The sequence below is a fragment of the Pseudomonas palmensis genome, from assembly GCF_049942755.1.
Lineage (GTDB): Bacteria > Pseudomonadota > Gammaproteobacteria > Pseudomonadales > Pseudomonadaceae > Aquipseudomonas > Aquipseudomonas palmensis.
In genome coordinates this window covers 1,659,925-1,684,222 of the sequence record NZ_CP187958.1, presented here as the reverse complement: position 1 = coordinate 1,684,222, position 24,298 = coordinate 1,659,925, and the positions used below count along the sequence as shown (strand labels likewise).

General features: G+C 64.9%; 20 protein-coding genes and 1 pseudogene. 13 read left to right on the top strand and 8 right to left on the bottom strand.

All coding sequences use genetic code 11. The features are described from left to right. Positions 1 to 71: 71 nt before the first annotated feature. The 4 genes from ACPRTJ_RS07665 (at position 72) to azu (ending at position 6,671) form a co-directional block, all read left to right on the top strand. Positions 72 to 2,375: a YgiQ family radical SAM protein gene (locus ACPRTJ_RS07665; RefSeq protein ID WP_043863520.1), complete on the top strand. Its 2,304-nt coding sequence runs from the start codon at positions 72 to 74 to the stop codon at positions 2,373 to 2,375. A 180-nt stretch (positions 2,376 to 2,555) separates the two neighbouring features. Next, on the top strand, positions 2,556 to 5,027 hold the full coding sequence (locus ACPRTJ_RS07660; RefSeq protein WP_196932994.1) for a circularly permuted type 2 ATP-grasp protein: 2,472 nt from the start codon (positions 2,556 to 2,558) through the stop codon (positions 5,025 to 5,027). Then, entirely contained in the window at positions 5,027 to 5,929 is a 903-nt protein-coding gene (locus tag ACPRTJ_RS07655; RefSeq protein ID WP_100632902.1) for a transglutaminase family protein, read from the top strand. Before ACPRTJ_RS07660 ends, ACPRTJ_RS07655 begins: the two co-directional genes overlap by 1 nt. A gap of 295 nt (positions 5,930 to 6,224) precedes the next feature. Further along, positions 6,225 to 6,671 (top strand): azurin, encoded by a 447-nt coding sequence (azu, locus tag ACPRTJ_RS07650; protein WP_043863517.1) that lies wholly within the window; start codon positions 6,225 to 6,227, stop codon positions 6,669 to 6,671. 101 nt (positions 6,672 to 6,772) lie between these two features. On the opposite strand, the gene nadE is transcribed toward azu, so the two are convergent. Beyond that, positions 6,773 to 7,600: an ammonia-dependent NAD(+) synthetase gene (nadE, locus tag ACPRTJ_RS07645; RefSeq protein WP_043863516.1), complete on the bottom strand. Its 828-nt coding sequence runs from the start codon at positions 7,598 to 7,600 to the stop codon at positions 6,773 to 6,775. 3 nt (positions 7,601 to 7,603) lie between these two features. Beyond that, positions 7,604 to 8,806, bottom strand: coding sequence for a nicotinate phosphoribosyltransferase (pncB, locus tag ACPRTJ_RS07640; protein ID WP_043863515.1), 1,203 nt, complete (start codon positions 8,804 to 8,806; stop codon positions 7,604 to 7,606). 458 nt (positions 8,807 to 9,264) lie between these two features. On the opposite strand from pncB, the gene ACPRTJ_RS07635 reads away from it, so the two are divergent. The 6 genes from ACPRTJ_RS07635 (at position 9,265) to ACPRTJ_RS07610 (ending at position 15,918) form a co-directional block, all read left to right on the top strand. Beyond that, positions 9,265 to 10,401: a branched-chain amino acid ABC transporter substrate-binding protein gene (locus ACPRTJ_RS07635; protein WP_253087316.1), complete on the top strand. Its 1,137-nt coding sequence runs from the start codon at positions 9,265 to 9,267 to the stop codon at positions 10,399 to 10,401. Between the two features lie 162 nt (positions 10,402 to 10,563). Further along, positions 10,564 to 11,478: an ABC transporter permease subunit gene (locus ACPRTJ_RS07630; protein ID WP_043863513.1), complete on the top strand. Its 915-nt coding sequence runs from the start codon at positions 10,564 to 10,566 to the stop codon at positions 11,476 to 11,478. Positions 11,479 to 11,480: 2 nt separating this feature from the next. After that, a complete protein-coding gene (livM, locus tag ACPRTJ_RS07625; protein ID WP_426428516.1) occupies positions 11,481 to 12,764 on the top strand; it encodes a high-affinity branched-chain amino acid ABC transporter permease LivM in 1,284 nt (427 codons plus the stop codon). After that, the gene (locus ACPRTJ_RS07620) at positions 12,761 to 13,636 is read left to right on the top strand and encodes an ATP-binding cassette domain-containing protein (RefSeq protein ID WP_054916169.1); all 876 of its coding nucleotides are present in this window, start codon (positions 12,761 to 12,763) and stop codon (positions 13,634 to 13,636) included. The genes livM and ACPRTJ_RS07620 overlap by 4 nt, the downstream gene beginning before the upstream one ends. Then, on the top strand, positions 13,633 to 14,349 hold the full coding sequence (locus ACPRTJ_RS07615) for an ABC transporter ATP-binding protein (RefSeq protein ID WP_043863511.1): 717 nt from the start codon (positions 13,633 to 13,635) through the stop codon (positions 14,347 to 14,349). Before ACPRTJ_RS07620 ends, ACPRTJ_RS07615 begins: the two co-directional genes overlap by 4 nt. 804 nt (positions 14,350 to 15,153) lie before the next feature. Then, positions 15,154 to 15,918 (top strand): SDR family oxidoreductase, encoded by a 765-nt coding sequence (locus tag ACPRTJ_RS07610; protein ID WP_043863510.1) that lies wholly within the window; start codon positions 15,154 to 15,156, stop codon positions 15,916 to 15,918. A 66-nt stretch (positions 15,919 to 15,984) separates the two neighbouring features. Here ACPRTJ_RS07610 and ACPRTJ_RS07605 read toward each other — a convergent pair whose 3' ends face one another. The 3 genes and pseudogenes from ACPRTJ_RS07605 to ACPRTJ_RS07595 form a co-directional block, all read right to left on the bottom strand. Then, positions 15,985 to 17,094, bottom strand: a complete 1,110-nt coding sequence (locus ACPRTJ_RS07605; protein ID WP_043863509.1) for an AGE family epimerase/isomerase — start codon at positions 17,092 to 17,094, stop codon at positions 15,985 to 15,987. 90 nt (positions 17,095 to 17,184) lie between these two features. Beyond that, positions 17,185 to 17,817 (bottom strand): TetR family transcriptional regulator, encoded by a 633-nt coding sequence (locus ACPRTJ_RS07600; protein ID WP_043863508.1) that lies wholly within the window; start codon positions 17,815 to 17,817, stop codon positions 17,185 to 17,187. A 112-nt stretch (positions 17,818 to 17,929) separates the two neighbouring features. Continuing rightward, a pseudogene (locus tag ACPRTJ_RS07595) lies at positions 17,930 to 18,205 on the bottom strand (phage infection protein); the annotation flags it as partial. Positions 18,206 to 18,382: 177 nt separating this feature from the next. On the opposite strand from ACPRTJ_RS07595, the gene ACPRTJ_RS07590 reads away from it, so the two are divergent. After that, positions 18,383 to 20,455: an AsmA family protein gene (locus tag ACPRTJ_RS07590; protein WP_043863507.1), complete on the top strand. Its 2,073-nt coding sequence runs from the start codon at positions 18,383 to 18,385 to the stop codon at positions 20,453 to 20,455. An 85-nt stretch (positions 20,456 to 20,540) separates the two neighbouring features. On the opposite strand, the gene ACPRTJ_RS07585 is transcribed toward ACPRTJ_RS07590, so the two are convergent. Both ACPRTJ_RS07585 and osmE read right to left on the bottom strand, forming a co-directional pair. Further along, positions 20,541 to 21,071, bottom strand: a complete 531-nt coding sequence (locus ACPRTJ_RS07585; RefSeq protein WP_043863506.1) for a ferritin-like domain-containing protein — start codon at positions 21,069 to 21,071, stop codon at positions 20,541 to 20,543. A gap of 85 nt (positions 21,072 to 21,156) precedes the next feature. Beyond that, a complete protein-coding gene (gene osmE, locus ACPRTJ_RS07580) occupies positions 21,157 to 21,501 on the bottom strand; it encodes an osmotically-inducible lipoprotein OsmE (protein ID WP_043863505.1) in 345 nt (114 codons plus the stop codon). Positions 21,502 to 21,635: 134 nt separating this feature from the next. Between osmE and ACPRTJ_RS07575 the strand changes: the two genes are divergently transcribed. Then, positions 21,636 to 22,526, top strand: a complete 891-nt coding sequence (locus ACPRTJ_RS07575; protein ID WP_213606831.1) for an esterase/lipase family protein — start codon at positions 21,636 to 21,638, stop codon at positions 22,524 to 22,526. Here the strand turns inward: ACPRTJ_RS07575 and ACPRTJ_RS07570 are convergent. Then, positions 22,486 to 23,397 (bottom strand): DMT family transporter, encoded by a 912-nt coding sequence (locus tag ACPRTJ_RS07570; protein WP_043863503.1) that lies wholly within the window; start codon positions 23,395 to 23,397, stop codon positions 22,486 to 22,488. The genes ACPRTJ_RS07575 and ACPRTJ_RS07570 overlap by 41 nt on opposite strands. 113 nt (positions 23,398 to 23,510) lie before the next feature. Here ACPRTJ_RS07570 and ACPRTJ_RS07565 point away from each other — a divergent pair, with 113 nt between their 5' ends. Beyond that, positions 23,511 to 24,296 (top strand): AraC family transcriptional regulator, encoded by a 786-nt coding sequence (locus tag ACPRTJ_RS07565; RefSeq protein WP_043863502.1) that lies wholly within the window; start codon positions 23,511 to 23,513, stop codon positions 24,294 to 24,296. Positions 24,297 to 24,298 lie beyond the last annotated feature (2 nt).

Here is a 24,298-nt window from a genome sequence, read left to right as displayed (position 1 = left end):
TCGGAATTGGTCAAAATTTGTGCTATATTCCGCGCCCGCGATTTCCCTGATACCAAGAACCGGTCACTGACATGCAAGCAGCCAAACCACTTTTCGACTATCCCAAGTACTGGGCCGAATGCTTCGGGCCAGCGCCATTCCTGCCGATGAGCAGGGAGGAGATGGATCAGCTCGGCTGGGATTCCTGCGACATCATCATCGTGACCGGTGACGCCTACGTCGACCACCCGTCGTTCGGCATGGCCATCATCGGCCGGCTGCTCGAAGCCCAGGGCTTCCGGGTGGGCATCATTGCCCAGCCGAACTGGCAGAGCAAAGACGACTTCATGAAGCTGGGCGAGCCGAACCTGTTCTTCGGTGTCGCGGCCGGCAACATGGACTCGATGATCAACCGCTACACCGCCGACAAGAAGATCCGCTCGGACGACGCCTACACCCCGGGCGGCCTGGCCGGCAAGCGCCCCGACCGTGCCAGCCTGGTCTACAGCCAGCGCTGCAAGGAAGCCTACAAGCACGTGCCGATCGTGCTGGGTGGCATCGAGGCCTCGCTGCGCCGCATCGCGCACTACGACTACTGGCAGGACAAGGTGCGGCACTCGATCCTGATCGACGCCTGCGCCGACATCCTGCTGTACGGCAACGCCGAACGCGCGATCGTCGAAGTCGCCCAGCGCCTGTCCTACGGCCACAAGATCGAAGACATCACCGACATCCGCGGTACCGCCTTCGTGCGCCGCGACACCCCGCAGGGCTGGTACGAAGTGGACTCCACGCGTATCGACCGGCCGGGCAAGGTCGACAAGATCATCAACCCGTACGTGAACACCCAGGACACCCAGGCCTGCGCCATCGAGCAGGAGAAGGGCCCGGTCGAGGACCCGCAGGAAGCCAAGGTGGTGCAGATTCTGGCCAGCCCGCGCATGACCCGCGACAAGACCGTGATCCGCCTGCCGTCCTACGAGAAGGTGCGCAGCGATGCGGTGCTTTACGCCCACGCCAACCGCGTGCTGCACCTGGAAACCAACCCGGGCAACGCCCGTGCGCTGGTGCAGAAGCACGGCGAGGTGGACGTGTGGTTCAACCCGCCGCCCATCCCGATGACCACCGAAGAGATGGACTACGTGTTCGGCATGCCCTATGCGCGCGTCCCGCACCCGGCGTATGGCAAGGAGAAGATCCCGGCCTACGACATGATCCGCTTCTCGGTGAACATCATGCGTGGCTGCTTCGGTGGCTGCACCTTCTGCTCGATCACCGAGCACGAAGGCCGCATCATCCAGAACCGTTCCCACGACTCGATCATTCGCGAGATCGAAGAAATCCGCGACAAGGTGCCGGGCTTTACCGGGGTCATCTCCGACCTGGGCGGGCCGACCGCCAACATGTACCGCATTGCCTGCAAGAGCCCGGAAATCGAATCTGCGTGCCGCAAGCCGTCGTGCGTGTTCCCCGGCATCTGCCCCAACCTGAACACCGACCACTCGGCGCTGATCCAGCTGTACCGCAGTGCGCGTGACCTGCCGGGGGTGAAGAAGATCCTGATCGCCTCGGGCCTGCGCTACGACCTGGCAGTCGAGTCGCCGGAGTACGTCAAGGAGCTGGTCACCCACCACGTGGGCGGCTACCTCAAGATTGCCCCGGAGCATACCGAGGAAGGCCCGCTGAACCAGATGATGAAGCCTGGTATCGGCAGCTACGATCGCTTCAAGCGCATGTTCGAGAAGTACTCCAAGGAGGCGGGCAAGGAGCAGTACCTGATCCCGTACTTCATCGCGGCGCACCCGGGCACTACCGACGAAGACATGATGAACCTGGCCCTGTGGCTCAAGGGCAATGGCTTTCGCGCCGACCAGGTGCAGGCGTTCTACCCGTCGCCGATGGCCTCGGCCACTGCCATGTACCACTCGGGCAAGAACCCGCTGCGCAAGGTCACCTACAAGAGCGACGCGGTGACCATCGTCAAGAGCGAGGAGCAGCGCCGGCTGCACAAGGCGTTCCTGCGGTATCACGACCCCAAGGGCTGGCCGATGCTGCGCGAAGCCCTGCAGCGCATGGGGCGTGCCGACCTGATCGGGCCGGCCAAGCACCAGTTGATCCCGCTGCACCAGCCGGCGACCGACAGCTACCAGAGTGCGCGGCGCAAGAACTCGACGCCGGCGGGCAGCCACAAGGTGGCCAAGGAAACCAAGATCCTGACCCAGCACACCGGCTTGCCGCCGCGTGCCAGCGACGGTGCCAAGCCGTGGGACAAGCGCGAGCAGGCCAAGGCGGCCGCCTTTGCGCGTAACCAGGAAGCGGCCAAGGCACGCAAGGACGCCGCCAAGGGTGGCAAGGGCAAGGGCAAGAAGACCCGCGAGCCGGTGTTGCCACGCTGATACGCGTCGCGGCCATCGCGGGTCAAGCCCGCTCCCACAGGTACAGTGCAGATCCGTAGGCCACTGACTATCCTGTGGGAGCGGGCTTGACCCGCGATGAGGCCCGCAAGGCCACATCCATCCTTCTCCCCATCCCCGCCACACGCTACCCTGCATCACCTGCCGTCACCGAGCACGCCCATGGCTGACCCGCTGGCCTCACCAAGCCCTGCCTCCTACCACGAGATGTTCGCGGCGGATGGCAGCGTGCGCCCGCATTGGCAGCGCCTGCACCAGCACCTGCAACGCAGCGGCCCCACCCAGCTGGCCCAGCGCCAGGCCCAACTGGCGCGCCATCTGCAGGAAAACGGCGTCACCTACAACATCTACGCCGACCCCGACGGCACCGATCGCCCGTGGGAGCTGGACCTGCTGCCGCAGCTGATCCCCGCGCAGGAGTGGCAGGCGCTGGCGGCGGGCATCGCCCAGCGCGCGCACCTGCTCAACGCGGTACTGGCCGACATCTATGGCCCGCAGCGCCTGATCGGCGAAGGCCTGCTGCCGTCCGAGCTGGTGTTCGGCCACAACAATTTTCTCTGGCCGTGCCAGGGCATCACACCGCCCGGCTCGACCTTCCTGCATGTGTACGCTGCCGACCTTGCCCGTGGCCCCGATGGGCGCTGGTGGGTCACCGCCGACCGCACCCAGGCGCCCTCCGGGGCCGGCTTCGCGCTGGAGAACCGCACGCTGGTCACGCGCACCCTGCCGGACCTGTACCGCGACCTGCACGTGCAGCACCTGGCCGGCTTCTTTCGCAACCTGCAACAGAGCCTGCTGCGCCTGGCACCCAGCGGCCAGGAACCGCCACTGGTGGTACTGCTGACCCCGGGGCGCTTCAACGAAAGCTATTTCGAGCACCTGTTCCTCGCCCGCCAGCTGGGTTACCCACTGGTCGAAGGCAGCGACCTGACCGTGCGCGATGCCACGGTTTACCTCAAGACCCTGGGCGGGCTGCGCCGGGTGCACGCGATCATGCGCCGCCTGGACGACGATTTCTGCGACCCGCTGGAACTGCGTACCGACTCGGCCCTCGGCGTGCCCGGCCTGCTCGACGCGGTACGCCAGGGCCGCGTGCTGGTGGCCAATGCGCTGGGCAGCGGGGTGCTCGAATCTCCCGGCCTGCTCGGCTTTCTGCCGGCCATCAACCAGCACCTGTTCGGCGAGGCCCTGAGCCTGCCGTCGATCGCCACCTGGTGGTGCGGCGAGCCGCCTGCGCTGGAGCAGGCCCTGGCCAGGCTGCCGGAGCTGCTGATCAAGCCGGCGTTCCCCTCGCAGAGTTTCGCTGCGCTGTTCGGGCGCGACCTGGACGAGGCGGCGCGCGATGCCTTGGCCGGGCGCATCCGTGCACGCCCGTATGCCTACGTGGCACAGGAACTGGCGCAGTTGTCCCAGGCGCCGGTATGGCAGGGCACGCTGCAGGCGCGGCCGATCGGCATGCGGGTATATGCGGTGGCCACCGCCGATGGCTACCGGGTGCTGCCCGGCGGCTTGACCCGGGTGGCCGCCCTGGCCGATGCCGAGGTGGTGTCGATGCAGCGCGGCGGGGCCAGCAAGGACACCTGGGTACTCGGCGAGGCGGCCCCGGTCGGCGAACAGTGGCAGGCCAGCCGCACCCTTGGCGTGGCCGATCTGATCCGCCAGGACCCGTACCTGCCGTCGCGGGTCGTGGAAAACCTGTTCTGGTTCGGCCGCTATTGCGAGCGCTGCGACACCAGCGCGCGCCTGCTGCGCATCCTGCTCAGCCGCTACCTGGATGGCGAACATCCGTCCACCTGGCAGGCGGCGGTGGCCCTGGCCGAAGAGCTTGAGCTGCTGCCCCCCGAGGGCACCCTGGCCGAGCGCCTGCGCGCCGCCTTGCTCGATGCCGACTGGGCGTTCAGCCTGCGCGCCAACCTGCAGCGCCTGCAATGGACCGCCGCCCAGGTGCGCGGCAAGCTCTCGCGGGAGAACTGGCAGGCGCTGGTGGAGTTGCAGCACGAAGCCCAGGCGCTGGGTGGGCAGACGGCGGACTTCGGCGAGCTGCTGGATTTTCTCAACCGCCTGGTGATGTCGCTGGCGGCGCTGTCCGGCTTTGCCCTGGACGACATGACCCGCGATGAAGGCTGGCGCTTTCTGATGATCGGGCGGCGCATCGAGCGCCTGCAGGGCTTGAGCCTGAGCCTGGCCAGTTTTCTGCGCGGCCCCGGCGCCTTCGACCAGGCGGGCCTGGAATGGCTGCTTGAACTGGGCAACAGCAGCATCACCTACCGCTCGCGCTACCTGGCGGTGGCGCAGTTGATTCCGGTGCTGGACCTGCTCCTGCTCGACCAGCAGAACCCCCATGCGGTGCTGTTCCAGCTCAAGCTGCTGGTGCGTGCCCTGGAGCGATCCAGCGATGAGTTCGGCAGCCCGCCAGACCCGACCCTGGCCCTGCTGGCCGAGCGCCTGTACCACTTCGACCTGGGCAGCCTGGAGCACGCGCTGTTCGGCAAGGCCAGCGTGCGCGCGGTGCTCGATGGCCTGGCCGAGTTGCTGGGCGAGATCGCCAAGGCCAGCCTGCAGGCCTCCGAGCGACTGGCGCTGCGCCACTTCGTGCATGTCGATGACATCAGCCAGCAGACGGTGTCGGCCTGATGAGCGCGCGCTACCAGGTACTGCACGACACCCATTACCGCTATGACAGCCCGGTGTCCCTGGCCCAGCAACTGGTGCATCTGTGGCCACGGGCCTGTGCCTGGCAGCAGTGCGAAGACCGGCAATTGCAGGTCGACCCGCTGCCGACCCGGCGGCGCGACGAGCTCGACGGCTTCGGCAACCCGCTGACCCGGCTGGCGCTGGAGCGCCAGCATGATCAACTGCGCGTGGTGACGCGGGTGCAGGTGAACGTGCTGTCGCGCGCCGCGCCGGTGCTGGCTGCCTCGCCGCCGTGGGAACAGGTGTGCCAGGCGCTGGCGTATTCGGGGCAGGCGCTACCTGCGGCCACGCTGGAGGCGTGCCGCTTTCGTTTCGAATCGCCGTATGTGCGGCTGAAGCAGCGTTTCGTCGCGTTTGCCGAGCCGTGTTTCGCCCCGGGCCAGCCGTTGCTGCTGTGCGTGCAGGCCCTGATGCAGCAGATTTTCAGCCAGTTCACCTTCGATGCCGGTGCCACCCAGGTGGCCACCCCGCTGGTGGAGGTGCTGCAGCGTCGCCGCGGCGTGTGCCAGGACTTCGCCCACCTGATGCTCGCGTGCCTGCGCTCGCGCGGGCTGGCGGCGCGCTATGTCAGCGGCTACCTGCTGACGCGCCCGCCGCCCGGGCAGGCCCGGCTGATCGGGGCCGATGCCTCGCATGCGTGGGTGTCGGTGTATTGCCCGGTCAACGGCTGGGTGGATTTCGATCCCACCAACAACCTGCTGCCGGCGCTGGAGCACATCACCCTGGCCTGGGGCCGGGATTTTTCCGATGTGTCACCGCTGCGTGGGGTGATTCTGGGCGGGGGCAGCCATGACCCGCAGGTGCAGGTGACGGTGTTGCCGCTGGATGAAGGCCCGGCGTGACGGCCCATTACTCCGGCCGCGCGAATTCGACGTTGCTGCCAGTGGCACCGCAGGCATAGGCAGCCAGCAGGCTGCGCATCAGACTACCAAGGGACATGTCCTGTACTCCTAATTGAGAGGTTGTCTCATCGTCCCTGAATGGCGCATGATGGTCCCGCGGATTTTGTGTATACAATCCATAGCGAAAATTTACTACCAGCGCGCCTAACCTGCCCCTTGACTCATATCAGGCCGGTGGGGGACGCTCTGGGGCAGTATAGAAACGGATAAAAAACCCCTGCCAAGGAGATTCACGATGTTTGCCAAAGCTGTTGCGGTATCCCTGCTGACCCTCGCCAGTGCCCAGGTCTTCGCTGCCGATTGCAAGGTCACGGTCGATTCCACCGACCAGATGTCCTTCAACACCAAGGCCATTGAGATCGACAAGAGCTGCAAGACTTTCACCGTCGAATTGACCCACTCGGGCAACCTGCCGAAGAACGTCATGGGCCACAACCTGGTGATCAGCAAAGAAGCTGACATGCAGCCAATCGCCACCGACGGCCTGAGCGCCGGTATCGACAAGGATTACCTGAAGGAAGGTGATGACCGCGTGATCGCCCACACCAAGGTGATCGGTGCTGGTGAGAAGGATTCGGTGACCTTCGATGTTTCCAAGCTCAAGGCTGACGAGAAGTACGGCTTCTTCTGCTCGTTCCCTGGCCACATCTCGATGATGAAAGGCACTGTTACCCTGAAGTAACGCGGCGTTGCCAATCGCGGGTCAAGCCCGCTCCCACAGGTACAACACTGGTCTTGAAGGCAGTGATGTACCTGTGGGAGCGGGCTTGACCCGCGATGCTTTTACGGGGCGAATGGCATTTCGCGCTTGTGATGCGTCTTCTCGTACGTGCGCCTGATGATCTCGAACGCTTCCTCGCTCACTGCCTCGCCGTGCAGAAACGCATCGATCTGCGCATAGGTCACCCCATGCGATGCCTCGTCCGGCTTGCCCGGCGCCAGATCTTCCAGGTCGGCGGTCGGCACCTTCTCCACCAGTGATTCCGGCGCGCCAAAGCTGCGTGCAATGTCGCGCACCTGATGTTTCACCAGCCCGCTCAACGGCGCCAGGTCGCAGGCCCCGTCACCGAACTTGGTAAAGAACCCCATCACCGCCTCGGCCGCGTGATCCGTGCCGATCACCAGCCCGCCACGTGCCCCGGCAATGGTGTACTGCGCCACCATGCGCATGCGCGCCTTGGTGTTGCCCACCACGAAATCCACCAGCGCCGGCTTGCCGTCCCTGAGCGCCTCGACCTCGGCCGCCAGCGCCTGCACCGCCGGCGCGATGTTCACCGTATGGCATTCGTCAGGCTGGATGAAATCGATGCACGCCTGGGCGTCATGCTCGTCATGCTGCACCTGATACGGCAGGCGTACGGCGATGAAGCGGTAATGCACATCGCCCGTCTGTTCGCGCAGCTCGTTGATCGCGCGCTGGGCGAGCAGGGCGCCGGTCAGCGAGTCGACACCACCGCTGATGCCCAACACCAGGGTCTTGAGCCCGGCGTTCTTCAGGCATTGCTGGATGAAGGCCACGCGCCGGGCCTTCTCGGCCTCGAGCGCGGCCGCGTCGGCGAACGGCGGCTGAACCTTGAGCTGCTGCGCAATCTCTCGCTGGACGGCTTGCATGGGTTACTCCTTGGGCACTTTGAATACGTGGCGCAGGTAGGCGACGAAGTTGGCGTCGCGGCATTGGGTCTTGGCCGCTTCATCGGAAATCTTCGCCACGGGCTGGCCGTTGCAGTCGGTCATTTTAAGGACGATGCTCATCGGCGCCACCCCGGGAATGTCACAGGTGAGGTTGGTGCCGATGCCGAAGCTGACATTGATGCGCCCGCGCAAGGCGCGGAATATCTCCAGGGTCTTGGTCAGGTTCAGCCCGTCCGAGAACACCAGCGTCTTGGTCATCGGGTCGATCCCCAGCTTGCGGTAATGCGCGATGGCCTTCTCTGCCCATTGCACCGGATCGCCGGAGTCATGGCGCAGGCCGTCGAAGAGCTTGGCGAAGTACAGGTCGAAGTCGCCGAGGAATGCATCCATGGTGATGCAGTCGGTCAGTGCTATTCCCAACAGCCCGCGGTACTCGCGCACCCAGCAGTCCAGGGCGGCGATCTGGCTGTCGATCAGCCGCGGGCCGAGCTGCTGGTGGGCCATGATCCACTCGTGGGCCATGGTGCCCAGCGGTTTGATATCCAGTTTGCGTGCCAGGTGCACGTTGCTGGTGCCCACGAAGCGCGCCGGGAACTCCGCCGTCAGCACCTTCACCACCTGTTCCTGGACCTTGTAGGAGAAGCGTCGGCGGGTGCCGAAGTCGGCCACCTGCAGTTCGGCCAGCTCCTCGCTGCTGGCATTGGCGCGCAGCCAGTCGAACTTGCGGTACAGCTGGTCGCGTGCATCCACCAGCTTGATCTGTGGATAACGGTGCTGGTTGCGCACCTCGCTGATGATCGCCAGCAGCGGCACCTCGAACAGGATCACGTGCAGCCACGGACCGTGCAGGCGCAATACCAGTTCATCGTGCTCGATGGCCAGGTGCAGGTAGCGCAGGTTGAAGCGAAACAGCCCCAGAAAGCGCAGGAAGTCCGGCTTCATGAAGCTGATCTGCTCCAGGAAGCCCAACTGCTCGGCACTGATGCTCAGCTCGCTGAGGCGCTCGATCTGTGCGCGGATCTGCGCCAGATAGGGGCGCAGGTCTTCGCCGTTGCGGCAGCGGAACTCCCACTCCACATCCACGTTGGGGTAGTTGTGCAGCACCGCCTGCATCATCGTCAGCTTGTAGAAATCAGTATCGAGCAGGCTCTGCACGATGCGGTTGGCGAAGGCACTTTCGCTCATAAAGGACTCCAGGTGGGGCGTGCGCCCATCCGGGGCCGCCATTGCAGCCCATTGTGCCAGTCTTTTTGCCGCTGAGGCCGGCGCCGACGGGGTAATTCGGTAGCAGGCTATGGGTAGCGGCGGTTTTCGCATTGGCCAGCTAGCCTCTTATGGTGCCCGCTGTAGCAGATGCGCACCAAGGATGTGCAGTTCGGTTACGTATCTTGTTACAGGCTGGTTGCACGTAAACACAGGTCAGGGTTGCAATGATGGCACTCAAGGGTTGCGCTTCAAGCGGTTCGTGGGTGGCGCCAGGTGCAGGGCAGGAGGTTGCACGGCCCGTGGAAAAGGCGCGAAAGCGGCGCCTGCCGAACCTGATCGCGAGTTTTTACAGAATAAAAATCCAATGGCACGGCCCTTGCTCATCGCAATTGCTGAACGTTGTAGTGCCAACCAAAAAAACTCAGGAGCACCACCTCATGTCGCAGACGTTTTACAAGAAAGGCTTTCTGGCCCTCGCCGTTGCCACGGCGATGGGCGTGTCTTCGTATGTACAGGCCGACGTCAAGATCGGTGTAGCGGGCCCGATGACCGGTGCCAACGCGGCGTTTGGCGAGCAATACATGAAAGGTGCGCAGGCGGCCACCGACAAGATCAATGCCGCGGGCGGCATCAACGGCGAGAAGATCGTGCTGGTCAAGGGCGACGATGCCTGCGAGCCCAAGCAGGCGGTGGCCGTGGCCAACCGCCTGGTCGACCAGGACAAGGTCATCGGTGTGGTCGGGCACTTCTGCTCGTCCAACACCATCCCGGCGTCGGAGGTGTACGACGAGGCCGGGGTCATCGCCATCACCCCCGGCTCGACCAACCCGCAGGTCACCGAACGTGGCCTGAGCGCCATGTTCCGCATGTGCGGGCGCGACGATCAGCAGGGCATCGTGGCCGGCGACTACATCGTCGATGTGCTCAAGGGCAAGAAGGTTGCCGTGCTGCACGACAAGGACACCTATGGCCAGGGCCTGGCCGACGCCACCAAGGCGCAGTTGACCAAGCGCGGCGTCACCCCGGTGCTGTACGAGGGCCTGACCCGTGGCGAGAAGGACTTCAGCGCCGTGGTCACCAAGATCCGCTCCACCGGTGCCGACGTGGTCTACTTCGGCGGCCTGCACCCCGAAGCCGGCCCGCTGGTACGCCAGTTGCGCGAGCAGGGGCTCAAGGACGTCAAGTTCATGTCCGATGACGGCATCGTTACCGACGAACTGGTGGCCACCGCCGGCGGCAAGCAGTACGTCGATGGCGTGTACATGACCTTTGGCGCCGACCCGCGCCTGCTGCCCGACAGCAAGGCGGTGGTGGACGAGTTCCGCAAGGCCGGTACCGAGCCCGAAGGCTACACCCTGTACGCCTACGCCTCGATCCAGGCCCTGGCCGCCGCGTTCAACGGTTCCAAGTCGAACAAGGGTGAAGACGCTGCCAAGTGGCTCAAGGCCAACCCGGTGCAGACCGTGATGGGCGAGAAGAAGTGGGACGCCAAGGGTGACCTGACCGTGTCCGACTACGTGGTCTACCAGTGGGACAAGGACGGCAAGTATCACCAACTGGAAAAACAAAAATAACAACGGCCGGCACCCCGGGCACTCGCTGCCCGGGGCGCGCCCCGGTTTTTGCCGTACCTGTCTTTTCTCGTAGATCTGCACAACCCGGCGCCGCTTGTACCGCCTCAACGGCGGTGCAACGTGGTCGGCGCTTGTGCAATCTCAAATACGTGAGATTGCGTTATGGATGGTATTTTCCTGCAGCAACTGATCAATGGTCTGACCCTGGGGTCGGTCTATGGTCTGATCGCCATCGGCTACACAATGGTCTATGGCATCATCGGCATGATCAACTTCGCGCACGGCGAGGTGTACATGATTTCCGCCTACCTGGCGGCTATCAGCCTGGCATTGCTGGCGTATTTCGGTATCGAGTCCTTTCCCCTGCTGATGCTCGGGACGCTGATCTTCACGGTGGTGGTCACCGGCGTGTATGGCTGGACCATCGAACGCATCGCCTACAAACCCCTGCGCAACTCCACCCGGCTGGCACCGCTGATCAGTGCCATCGGCATTTCGCTGATCCTGCAGAACTACGCGCAGATCAGCCAGGGCGCCCGCCAACAGGGCGTGCCGACCCTGCTCGAAGGCGCCTGGCGCCTTGAAGTGGGCACCGGCTTCGTGCAACTGACCTACACCAAGATCTTCATCCTGGTGGCAGCCTTCGTCGGCATGGCCGCGCTCACCTACATCATCAAGTTCACCAAGCTGGGGCGCATGTGCCGGGCCACCCAGCAGGACCGCAAGATGGCCTCGATCCTGGGCATCAACACCGACCGGGTGATCTCCTACGTGTTCGTCATCGGCGCGGTGATGGCCGCGCTGGCCGGCGTGCTGATCACCATGAACTACGGCACCTTCGACTTCTATGCCGGCTTCATCATCGGCATCAAGGCCTTCACCGCGGCGGTGCTGGGCGGTATCGGCTCGCTGCCGGGCGCGATGCTCGGGGGCATCATCCTGGGGATTTCCGAGTCGCTGTTCTCCGGGCTGATCAACTCCGACTACAAGGACGTGTTCAGCTTCTCGCTGCTGGTACTGATCCTGATCTTCCGTCCCCAAGGCCTGCTGGGTCGCCCACTCGTGGCCAAGGTGTAAGTATGTCTGCTGCCAAAAACGCTTCCATCGATATCAAGCGCAGCCTGGTCGATATGGTTCTCGCCGGGCTGATTTCCCTGATCGTGTTCGGCCCCATCGTCGGCGTGGTGCTCGACGGCTACAGCTTCAACATGCAGCCCGCGCGTGTCGCCTGGCTGGTGGCGGGGGTGATGCTGGGGCGCTTCGTGCTCAGCCTGTTCCTGCAGACCAGCAAGGGCCAGGCCATCCTGCAGGGCTTCGAGAGCAGTGGCTCGGGTGTGCATGTGCTGGCGCCGGACTACAAGTCGCGCCTGCGTTGGATCATCCCGGCACTGATCGTGATTGCCATCGTGTTCCCGTTCTTCGCCAACAAGTACCTGCTTACCGTGGTCATCCTCGGGCTGATCTACGTGCTGCTGGGCCTGGGGCTGAACATCGTGGTGGGCCTGGCCGGGCTGCTCGACCTGGGCTACGTGGCGTTCTACGCCATCGGTGCCTATGGCCTGGCGCTGGGCTACCAGTACCTGGGGCTGGGCTTCTGGACGGTGCTGCCGCTGGCGGCGATCGCCGCGGCACTGGCCGGCTGCATACTGGGCTTTCCGGTGCTGAGGATGCACGGGGACTACCTGGCTATCGTGACCCTGGGCTTTGGCGAGATCATCCGCCTGGTGCTCAACAACTGGCTGTCGTTCACCGGCGGGCCCAACGGCATGCCGGTACCGTCGCCGACCTTCATGGGCCTGGAATTCGGGCGCCGGGCCAAGGACGGCGGGGTACCGTTCCACGAGTTCTTCGGCATCGACTACAACCCCAACGTGAAATTCCTGTTCATCTACATCGTGCTGTTCCTGGTGGTGCTGGCGGTGCTGTACATCAAGCACCGGCTCACCCGCATGCCGGTGGGGCGCGCCTGGGAAGCGCTGCGCGAGGACGAGATCGCCTGCCGCTCGATGGGCCTGAACCATGTGCTGGTCAAGCTCTCGGCGTTCACCCTGGGTGCGTCCACCGCAGGCCTGGCCGGGGTGTTCTTCGCCAGCTACCAGGGCTTCGTCAACCCGTCCTCGTTCACCTTCTTCGAGTCGGCGCTGATCCTGGCCATCGTGGTGCTCGGCGGCATGGGCTCGACGGTCGGGGTGGTGATCGCCGCCTTCGTGCTTACCGTGGCGCCGGAGCTGCTGCGCAGCTTCTCCGAGTACCGCGTGCTGCTGTTCGGCGTGCTGATGGTGTTGATGATGATCTGGCGACCGCGTGGGCTGATCCGCATCAGCCGCATCGGTGTGGTCCCGCGTAAAGGAGTGGCGCCATGAGCGACGAAGTGATTCTTTCGGTCGACAACCTGATGATGCAGTTCGGCGGCATCAAGGCGCTCAGCGACGTGAGCCTGAAGGTCCGGCGCAACGCCATCTTCGCGCTTATCGGCCCCAACGGCGCGGGCAAGACCACCGTGTTCAACTGCCTTACCGGGTTCTACAAGGCCAGCGGCGGCAAGATCGAGCTGAACCTGCGCGGCACCCGCACCAATGTCATCCAGCTGCTGGGCGAACGCTTCCAGGCGGCCGACTTCGTGTCGCCCAGAAGCTTTGCCAGCCGCCTGTACTACAAGATGTTCGGCGGCACCCACCTGGTCAACCGGGCGGGGCTGGCGCGTACCTTCCAGAACATTCGCCTGTTCAAGGAAATGTCGGTGGTGGAGAACCTGCTGGTGGCCCAGCACATGTGGGTCAACCGCAACCTGCTGGCCGGAGTGCTCAACACCAAGGCCTACCGTCAGGCCGAGAGCGACGCCCTGGACCATGCCTTCTACTGGCTGGAGGTGGTCGACCTGGTGGACTGCGCCAACCGCCTGGCCGGCGAGCTCTCGTATGGCCAGCAGCGCCGCCTGGAAATTGCCCGGGCCATGTGCACGCGCCCGCAGATCATCTGCCTGGACGAACCCGCCGCCGGCCTAAACCCGCAGGAAACCGAGGCGCTCAGCCGCATGATCCGCGTGCTGCGCGACGAGCATGACCTGACGGTGGTACTGATCGAACATGACATGGGCATGGTAATGAGCATTTCCGACCATATCGTGGTGCTGGACCACGGCAACGTGATCGCCGAGGGCGCGCCGCAGGAGATCCGCAACAACCCGACGGTGATCGCGGCCTACCTGGGCGCCGATGAAGAGGAGCTGGCATGAGCGTACCGATCCTCGAACTGAAGGACCTGGACGTGTTCTACGGCCCGATCCAGGCGCTGAAAAAGGTCTCGATGCACATCGACGAAGGCGAGACGGTAAGCCTGATCGGCTCCAACGGCGCGGGCAAGTCCACGCTGCTGATGTCGATCTTCGGCCAGCCGCGCGCGGCGTCGGGGCAGATCCTCTACCGGGGCACCGATATCACCCACAAGTCGTCCCACTACATCGCCTCCAACGGCATTGCGCAGTCGCCGGAGGGGCGCCGGGTGTTCCCGGACATGTCGGTGGAAGAGAACCTGATGATGGGCACCATCCCGATTGGCGACAAGTTCGCCGGCGAGGACATGCAGCGCATGTTCGAGCTTTTTCCGCGGCTCAAGGAACGGCGCAACCAGCGGGCGATGACCATGTCCGGTGGCGAGCAGCAGATGCTGGCGATTGCCCGGGCGCTGATGAGCCGGCCCAAGTTGCTGTTGCTGGATGAACCGTCGCTGGGGCTGGCGCCGATCGTGGTCAAGCAGATCTTCTCGACCTTGCGCGAGCTGGCCAAGACCGGCATGACCATCTTCCTGGTGGAACAGAACGCCAACCATGCGCTCAAGCTGTCGGACCGCGCCTACGTGATGGTCAACGGGCAGATCCGCATGACCGGCACCGGCCAGGAACTGCTGGTCAACGAGGAGGTGCGCAACGCGTATCTGGGTGGGCACTGACGGCGAACATTAAAGAAGACCCCGGCTTGCCGGGGTTTTTTTTGTGCGTATTACGACCCAATCGCGGGTCGAGCCCGCTCCCACAGGGGTAGCGGTGAACCTTGTGGGAGCGGGCTTGAATCGCGATCGGGCCGCAGATCGGCCTTGCGGCAGATTGTGGAAAAGTTATTTGAAGGTGTGCAGGTAACGCGACACAACGTCGCTCCAGGCACTTGTTTTCAAAGGCATTGAAGTTGTCCCCGATTCGTGTGGAACCGACTGTGGGTAACTTGGTAGTACATGGCTGAAGACCATGTAATACAAGGCTTACAGAGGTGTGGTTGTTTTTTGAGCAGCGGTTTTTCTGACGCTGCAGCGGGCATTTGTCAAGGCTTTTATGGCGAGGTCGATTGCCCCTCATTTCACCTGTGCAGCCTGTGGATAACTCTGTGGGCAAGCACTGGAAAGACTGGCGCAGGCAGCGAGATCAAAGGCCTCGGGCCATCACTGCAGTTATCCTTTTGCATCTCTGGCTGTCGCGTTGTTCAAGGGGCGGCCGCCAGGTCAAGCGAAATACTTCCCACGCCAGGCCACAGCCCGCTCAAACCGTGGGCCGCAGCCTGTGCAGTTGCCCCCAGTCTGTGTGGAAGGGCCTGTGGATAACGTGCGTACAGCTCGCGCCGGGCCTTGCGGGGCAAGGCTTTCAGGGTTTTGATCGTTTTTTGTACAGTTGATTTTCGGCTTGCTGCGCAGCGCCGTGGCGGGGCATGCTGCACGCCCTGTCGATCAGTTGCCCGTGGGCACGTTTTCCCGAGGAGATTTTCCATGACTTCCACCGTATTCATCACGGGCGCCACCTCCGGTTTTGGCGAAGCCTGCGCACGTCGCTTCGCCGAGGCGGGCTGGTCGCTGGTGCTGACCGGTCGGCGCCAGGAGCGCCTGGAGGCGCTGTGTGCGGAGCTGTCCAAGCAGACCGAAGTGCATGGCCTGGTACTCGATGTGCGTGACCGCAAGGCCATGGAAGCGGCCATCGAAGGCTTGCCGCCGACCTTTGCCAAGCTGCGCGGGCTGATCAACAACGCCGGCCTGGCCCTGGGTGCCGACCCGGCGCCCAAGTGCGACCTGGACGACTGGGAGACCATGGTCGACACCAACATCAAGGGCCTGATGTACAGCACCCGCCTGCTGCTGCCGCGCCTGATCGCCCACGGGCGTGGCGCGACGATCCTCAACGTCGGGTCGGTGGCGGGCAACTATCCGTACCCGGGCAGCCATGTATATGGCGGTACCAAGGCGTTTGTCGGGCAGTTCTCGCTGAGCCTGCGCTGCGACCTGCAGGGCACGGGCGTGCGGGTCAGCAACATCGAGCCGGGGCTGTGCGAGAGCGAGTTCTCGCTGGTGCGCTTCGGGGGTGACAAGGCGCGCTACGACGCCACCTATGCCGGGGCCGAGCCGATCCAGCCGCAGGACATTGCCGAGACCATCTTCTGGATTCTCAACCAGCCGGCGCACATCAACATCAACAGCCTCGAGCTGATGCCGGTGAGCCAGGCGTGGGCGGGGTTCTCGATCGATCGTTCGAAGGCCTGAGTGCACTTTCGCCGGCAAGGCCGGCTCCTGCAACTCATGTAGGAGCCAGCGTTGCTGGCGAAGGCATCAGAGGGCGCGCTGCAACCCTTCCAGGCAGGTCGCCAGGTGGTACGGCGTGGTCGACGGCATATCGTGCCGGCTCACCGCGCCACTGGCGTCGCGGCATTCATGCCAGCCGCCGTCATGCAGAAAGTTCTGCTGCAATGCCTGCAGTTGCGCCAGCACCTTGCCCGCGCTGTCGGGCCGCAGCGCCAACGCACGCAGGTATTCGGCCTGGGCCCAGATGCGCTGGGTGGCGTCACGCACGCTGCCGTCGACATTGAGCATCGCCAGCACCGCACCGTCCTTTACCCCCTGTTGCTCGGCATAGCCGAATGCGCGGCTCAACGAGCCATGCAGCGCGCCGCCGCGCAGCAGCGGTGAGGATTCGAGCAGATAGAACCACTCGAACTGGTGCCCCGGTTCGAACCAGTTATCCACAGCCCCGCGCGGTTTCTCCAGCATCACCCCATGTGCCGGGTCGATGAAGTGCGCCTGCATGGCCTCGGTGAGGTTCACCAGCGCGTCCTGTACCACCGCGTCGTGACGCACCGACAGGGTGGCGAGAAAGGCTTCGGCCAGGTGCATCAGCGGGTTCTGCAACGGCCCGCTGCCCAGCGTCGACCAGTCTTCGGCCAGGCTCGCCTCGTACAGGCCGTGCTCGGTGGCAAAGCGCTCCAGCACCACTTCAAGGGCTGCATTCAAGGTCGACTCGGCCATTGCTTCGTTCACCTTGCCCCAGTAATGCGCGCAGGCGAACACGATGAAGGCGTGGGTGTAGAGGTCCTTGGTGCGGTCCAGCGGGTTGCCCTGGGCGTCGATGCTGTAGAACCAGCCACCGTGCTCGGCGTCGTGAAAGTGGCGTTGCAGGGTGCGCAGCAGGGCGGCGGCACGTTCCGCGGCGCCAGGCTGCTCGATGCGGCTGCTGAACAGGTATAGCTGGCGCGCGCAGGCCATGGCACGGTAGCGCTGTACCGGCAGGGGCCGGTGCTGCGGGTCGAGGGCTTCGAATGGCAGGGCCATGTCCGCGTTCCAGCCCGGGCCTTGCCACAGCGGCACGATGCGCTGGGCGAAGTGCTGCTGGACGCTGTCGAGCAGGGCAGGGAGTTCAGGCTGGGCGGTACGAAGGTCGGGCATGGAGAGGCGTCGTCGCGGTGGGCGTTTGTGGCGCATGGTAGCAGGAATTGCGGTTCGGCTTGAGCACCCCTTCGCTGGCAAGCCAAGGGCTCAGCGCAGATCGCCGAGCCCTTGCCAGTACTTGGCCCCGACAAAGATGAAGCGCAACTGCTGGGTGATCTTCGCCTGCGCGCTCAACTGCCCCGGTACCGGCTCGGCCGGCGAGTCGATCAGCTCGGGCAGGGTGGCGAACACGGTCTTGACCACCAGGTCGGCCATCACCCCCAGTGCCGCGTCGTCCAGATGCCGCCAGCGCGGCATGCGTTTGAGGTCCGCCGCCAGGTCCGAGCTGATCCCTTCGCGCAGCTTGGCGATGGCCTGGCGCACCGGCTGCGAGCCACCGTACTGCTCGCGGGCCAGGAACAGGAACTGCGCCCGGTTGGCCGCCACCACATCGAGAAAGATGCGCACCGAAGCATCGGTGATGCCGCCCAGTTCGAATTCGTTGTGGCGCACCAGGCGGATGGTCTGGCGGAAGGTTTCGTCCACCTCGTTGACCAGTGCCAGCCCCAGCTGGTCCAGGTCGCAGAAGTGGCGGTAGAAGCCGGTGGGCACGATGCCGGCGGTCTTGGCTACCTCGCGCAGGCTGATGCTGCCGAAGCCTCGGCCGCTCTCCATCAGGTGGCGGGCGGCATCCAGCAGGGCCTGTCGGGTCTGTAGCTTTTGTTCGGCGCGCGGCAGCATGGCGAGTATCGGTTCACAGTCATACAGCCCTGCACTCTAGGGCCTGGGCCGCAAAAAACAAAGCCCGGTCGATGGACCGGGCTGTGGGCGCGGGCACTGGCGCATGGGCTCAGCTCGCGCGGCTGTTGCGTTCGATCAGACGGTCCGAGCCGCCTTCGGCGATGCGAGTGCTGCGTTCGACAAGGCGGTCGGAACCACCTTCGGCAACGCGGTTGCTGCGCTCGATCAGGCGGTCAGAACCGCCTTCGGCCAGGGTCTTGAGGGGCTGTGCAATGACGCTGGCGCTGTCGCGGGCTTCGGCCGAGAGGTTCTGTTCGGTGGCGGGTACGGCGAAGGCGTTGGCAGCCAGCAGGCTGAGGGCAAAACTGAGCAGCAATGGGCGTTTCATGATCTGGCGCTCCTTGGGAGGGCTGGTAAGTGGGTACGGCGCCAATGCTACGCTTGGGGGTCAGATAAAGAAGTTCATAAAGATAATGGTAACAATCGACGGCATTGATAGTCGGAAGTGTTAAGTGCCCTCAACGGGCATGGCTGTTCGCCATGCTGTCATCAGGAGATTCGTGCAATGACGCGCCCTGCCAAAATTCTCACCTGGACCTTCGCCACTGTGCTGTTGTTGCTGGCGGTCCTGATCATCGTCATCGCCACCTTCGACTGGAACCGCATCAAGCCCACCCTCAACGAAAAGGTCTCCGAGGCCTTGCACCGACCCTTTGCGATCAATGGCGACCTGGCCGTGCGCTGGCAGCGCGATCGCGACGAGGGCGGCTGGCGCGCCTGGGTGCCATGGCCGCGCTTCATCGCCCAGGACCTGACCCTGGGCAACCCCGAGTGGCTCAAGGCGCCGCAGATGGTCGGCCTGCAGCGCGTGGAGTTTCGCCTCTCGCCGCTGCCGCTGCTGGCCCAGCGCATCGTGATCCCGCGTATCGACCTGACGCTGCCGGTGGCCAGCCTCAAGCGCCTGGCCGATGGCCGCGCCAACTGGACCTTCGATTTCGGGCCCAAGGACGAGAACGCCGAGCCGTCCAAATGGGTGCTGGATATCGGCGCCATCGGCTTCGACAAGGGCGAGGTGGCCTTCGACGACCAGACCCTCAAGACCGTGGTGAAGGTGCAGGTCGACCCGCTGGGCAAGCCCATTCCGTTCACCGACATCGTCGGCAAGGCCAGCGCCGACAAGGCGGCGAGCCAGGGCTCGGCGCCCCAGGACTACGCCTTCGGCTTCAAGGTCGACGGCCGCTACAAGGGCCAGCCGTTGAATGGCAGCGGCAAGATCGGCGGGCTGCTGGCACTGCAGGACGCCACGCAGCCGTTTCCGCTGCAGGCTGACGTGCGCATCGCCGACACGCGCGTCGCGGTGGCCGGCACCCTGACCGACCCGCGCAACCTTGGCGCGCTCGACCTGCGCCTGCGCCTGTCGGGCGCAAGCCTGGGCAATCTGTACCCGCTGACCGGGGTGACCCTGCCCGACTCGCCGGCCTATTCCACCGACGGCCACCTGATCGCCAAGCTGCACGAGCCGGGCGGGGCGGTGTTCCGCTACGAGGGCTTCAACGGCAAGATCGGCGACAGTGATATCCATGGCGACCTGGCCTTCGTCGCCAGCCAGCCGCGGCCAAAGCTCACCGGCAAGCTGGTGTCCAACCAACTGCTGTTCAAGGATCTTGGCCCGCTGATCGGCGCCGACTCCAACGCCGAACAGAAGGCCCGTGGTGGCGCGAGCAAGCAGCCGGCCGGCAAGGTGCTGCCGGTGGAGGAGTTTCGCACCGAGCGCTGGCGCACCATGGACGCCGACGTGAGCTTCAGCGGCAAGCGCATCGTGCACAGCGAAGAACTGCCCTTCAAGGACCTGGCCGCGCACTTTGTGCTCGATGACGGCGTGCTCCGCCTGGAGCCGCTGAGTTTCGGCGTGGCCGGCGGCAAGCTGGATGCGCAGATCCGCCTGGATGGCCGCGCGGTGCCGATGCAGGGGCGTGCGCGCCTGAGTGCGCGCAACTTCAAGCTCAAGCAGCTGTTCCCCACCTTCGAACCGATGAAGACCAGCTTCGGTGCGCTCAATGGCGATGCCGACATCAGTGGCCGCGGCAACTCTGTGGCGGCCTTGCTCGGCACCTCCAATGGCGACCTGCGGCTGCTGATCAACGATGGCGCGATCAGCCGTGGCCTGATGGAGATCGCCGGGCTCAACGTGGGCAACTACGTGGTGGGCAAGCTGTTTGGCGACAACGAGGTGAAGATCAACTGCGCGGCGGCGGACTTCGGCATCAAGGACGGCCTGGCCAGTACGCGCCTGTTCGTGTTCGACACCGAGAACGCGATCATCTACATCGATGGCACGGCCAACTTCGCCACCGAGCAACTGGACCTGAAGATCAACCCCGAGTCCAAGGGCCTGCGCCTGTTCTCGCTGCGCTCGCCGTTGTACGTGCGCGGGCCGTTCGCCAAGCCGAGTGCAGGCGTGCAGGCGATTCCGCTGGCGTTGCGCGGGGCGGGGATGGTGGCGTTGGGGGTGGCGGTAGCGCCGGCGGCGGCGTTGCTGGCGCTGGTGGCGCCCAGCGGCGGGGACGAGAACCAGTGCACGCCGTTGCTGGAGCAGATGCGTTCGGGCAAGGCGCCCAAGACCGTCAAGGCTGGCTAAACGCATCGCGGGTCAAGCCCGCTCCCACAAGGATCACCACGGACCCTGTGGGAGCGGGCTTGACCCGCGATGAAGTCGCTGCGGTTTACAGCCCTTTGAGCAGATCCGCCATATCGTCCGCGTGCTCTTCTTCCTGGGCCAGGATGTCTTCGAAGATGCGCCGGGTGGTCGGGTCGCTGTCACCGATGTACTGGATGATCTCGCGGTAGCTGTCGATGGCGATGCGCTCGGCGACCAGGTCTTCGAGCACCATTTCCTTGAGGGTCTTGCCTGCCACGTACTGCGCGTGGGAGTTCTTGCTCAGGTTGTCGGGGTTGAAGTCCGGTTCGCCGCCCAGCTGCACGATGCGCTCGGCCAGCTTGTCGGCGTGCTCCATCTCCTGGTTGGCGTGCTCCAGGAACTCTTCGGCGGCCACGTTGGCCTTGATTCCCTCGGCCATGAAGTAGTGGCGTTTGTAGCGCAGTACGCACACCCACTCGGTGGCCAGCGACTCGTTCAGCAGGCGCAGGATCTTTTCGCGGTCGGCGGTGTAGCCTTCGGTCACCGCACCGTCTTCCACGTGCTGGCGGGCGCGGTGGCGCAGGGTTTGTACATCGGTCAGTTCAACGTTGCTCATCATGTTCTCCAAGCTGAAAACGGGGTTTCACGCTCTGACGGCGCGTCGGGTGCACAGTGTGTGATTGATTGGCGCGCTAAAAGTTTTACGCGCCGGGAAGGGCCTGTTCGTCCTTCTGGCGTTGCTCGCACGTCTTGAAGCCCTTGGCATCCACATGCCCGGTGGCATCGAAACGCACGTAGTAAGCCTGTTGCTTGCCTTCATGGTTTAGCACGTAGTTGTTGCATGTGCCGCCGTGGGGCAGGTCGATGACGGAGGAAGGGCTGCCGCCGATGGCGATCACCTGCTGCATGGTCATGCCGTTGCCCACCTGCTTGACCAGCGGCTGTTCGCGGTAGGTCACGTAGTCCACAGGGTTTTCAGGGCGGTTGCTGCCGCAGCCTACCAGGGTGGCGCTTGCCAGCAGGGCTGCCAGGGCGTGCTTGTACATGGTCTCGCTCCCTTGTGAAGGCCGTCATGGCCTGATAAGGGTTGGAACCGCAGCGCACGCCGGGAGTTCGATTGCAGTTGCCATTGTTGTGCCTGTAGGGTGGTGCGCACTGCCACGGATCGGGAGGGGTCGCCATGTCGCAAGCGCTTGCAACGCGTTATCCACTGGTACTGGTGCCGGGCATGCTCGGCTTCGTGCGCCTGGTGCTGTACCCGTACTGGTTCGGCATTGTCGCGGCCCTGCGCCGGGGCGGGGCCACGGTGTTCCCGGTGCAGGTCTCGCCGGTCCACGGCAACGAGGTGCGCGGTGAACAGCTGCTGCGCATCATCGACGACCTGCGCCGCCGCACCGGCGCCGACAAGGTTCACCTGCTGGGCCACAGCCAGGGTGCGCTGACCGCCCGTTATGCGGCGGCCAGGCGCCCGGAATGGGTGGCCTCGGTCACCTCCATCGCGGGCCCCAACCACGGCTCCGAACTGGCCGACTACCTGGACAGGCACTACCCCGGCGATTCCGTCCGCGGGCGCCTTCTCAAACTGGTGCTGCACGGGCTGGCACGGCTGATGGGCTGGCTGGAAACCGGCTGGCGCGGGGCAGGCCTGCCCATCGACGTGCACGCCTCGCACCAGTCGCTGACGTTCGAGGGCGTGGCCCTGTTCAACCAGCGTTATCCACAGGGCCTGCCGCTGACCTGGGGTGGCCAGGGGCCGGCCGAGGTCGACGGGGTGCGCTACTACTCGTGGTCGGGCACCTTGCAGCCGGGCATCACCGACAGCGGGCGCAACCGCTTCGATGGCAGCAACCGCTTCTGCCGCCTGTTCGCGCGCACCTTCGTGCGTGAACCGGGCCAGTGCGACGGTATGGTCGGGCGGTTCAGCTCGCACCTGGGCCAGGTGATCGGCGACGACTACCCGCTGGATCACCTGGATATCGTCAACCAGTCACTCGGCGCGGTGGGCAAGGGCGCCGACCCGGTACGGCTGTTTACCGAGCACGCGGCGCGTCTGAAGGCGGCGGGGCTTTGAGGCGGCGCAGCGGGGTGGTCCAGCGTTCGGCCAGAATCACCCCGGCCAGGGTCAGCACGCCGCCCACCAGGTGATACGGCGCCAGGCGTTCGTCGAGCACCAGTGCCGCGATCACCGCGGTCAGCGCCGGCAGCAGGTTGAAGAACAGCGTGGTGCGGCTGGGCCCCAGGCGCACCACCGCCTGCATCCACACCAGTGGCGCCACGATCGAGGCCAGCACGCAGGCATAGAGCACCAGGCCGATGTTGTCCACGCTCAGCCCGGCCTTGGGCGAGAACAGGTACAGCGGCAACAGCACCACGATCGCCACCAGCACCTGCAGGTACAGCAGTTGCAGCGGCGGCAGGCGCAGCTGCCACTTTTTCAGCAGGGTGCTGTACACCGCATAGGCCAGGGTGGCGATCAGCATCATCGCGTCTCCCAGGTTCAGGCCGTGGGCCAGCAGCGCGGCCGGGTCGCCGCCGGACACCACCACCAGCACCCCGGCGAACGACACCAGTGCACCCAGCAGCGCGCCGGCGCTCAGGCGCTGGCCCAGGGTAGCGATGGCCAGGGCCAGCGACATCAGCGGCATCAGCGACAGGATGATGCCCATGTTGGTGGCGCTGGTGATGGCGGCGGCAAAGTACGCCAGGCTCTGGTACACCGCCATGCCCAGCACCCCGAGGATGACGATCTTGCCCAGGTGCGGGCGGATCGCCGCGCGGTTGCGCAGCACTGCCCGCAGCAGGAACGGGCTGAGCAGCAGGCCGGCGAGCACCCAGCGGTAGAAGCCGATCTCGGCAGGGAAGATGGCGCCGACGGCCAGCTTGTTGACCACGGTGTTGCCGGCCCAGATCAGAATGGCCAGCAGGGGGAACGCATAATTCATGCAACAGGGACTCTTTGAAGATGACGGCGGTCATTATCCGCCTGTCTGTCTGGATGTTTATACTGCGATCCAGACAACCCGCCCATTGATCCAGACAGCATTCGACCGACAGCATGGCACGCAAATACCTCGACATCCCGCAACTGGACGCGCTACCGGCACCGGTGTACTTCCGCTATGACGAGTTCGGCGCCGACACCCACAGCGCCGCGCACCGTCACGCCTGGGGCCAGCTCAACTACACCGCCCACGGGGTGATGCAGCTGGAGATCGACGGCCGGCGCTTCTTCTCGCCGCCCAACTACGCGGTATGGGTGCCGCCGGACACCGAGCATGGTTGCTACAACCCCCAGGCCGTGGTGTACCGCTCGGTGTACATCACCCGCGAGCTGAGCCAGAGCCTGCCTGCGCAGCCGTGCAGCCTGGTGATCAGCGACATCCTCAAGGCCATCCTCGGCGATTTTGCCCGGCGCGACGTCAAGGTACCGCGCACCGATGCCGACCAGCGCCTGGCCCAGGTGCTGGTGGACCAGTTGCACTGCGCGCCGGTGCACACCGGCTACCTGCCGTATGCCCAGGGCCCGGGCCTGCGCAGCGTGCTGCAGGCCCTGCAGCGCAACCCTGGGGACAACCGTCCGCTGGGCGACTGGGCGGCCAGCGTGCACGTGAGCGAGCGCACCCTGGCCCGCCAGTTCATCCGCGAGCTGGGTATCAGCTTTGGCGAATGGCGCCAGCGTCTGCGGTTTCTGCGGGCCATCGAGGCCCTGGAGGGCGAGCAGAGCATCCAGCAGATCGCCTTCGACCTGGGCTACGGCAGCCCATCGGCTTTTATCGCGATGTTCCAGCGCCAGGCCCAGTGCACCCCGGAGCAGTACCGACGCCAGGCGCGCCGCGGCTGACA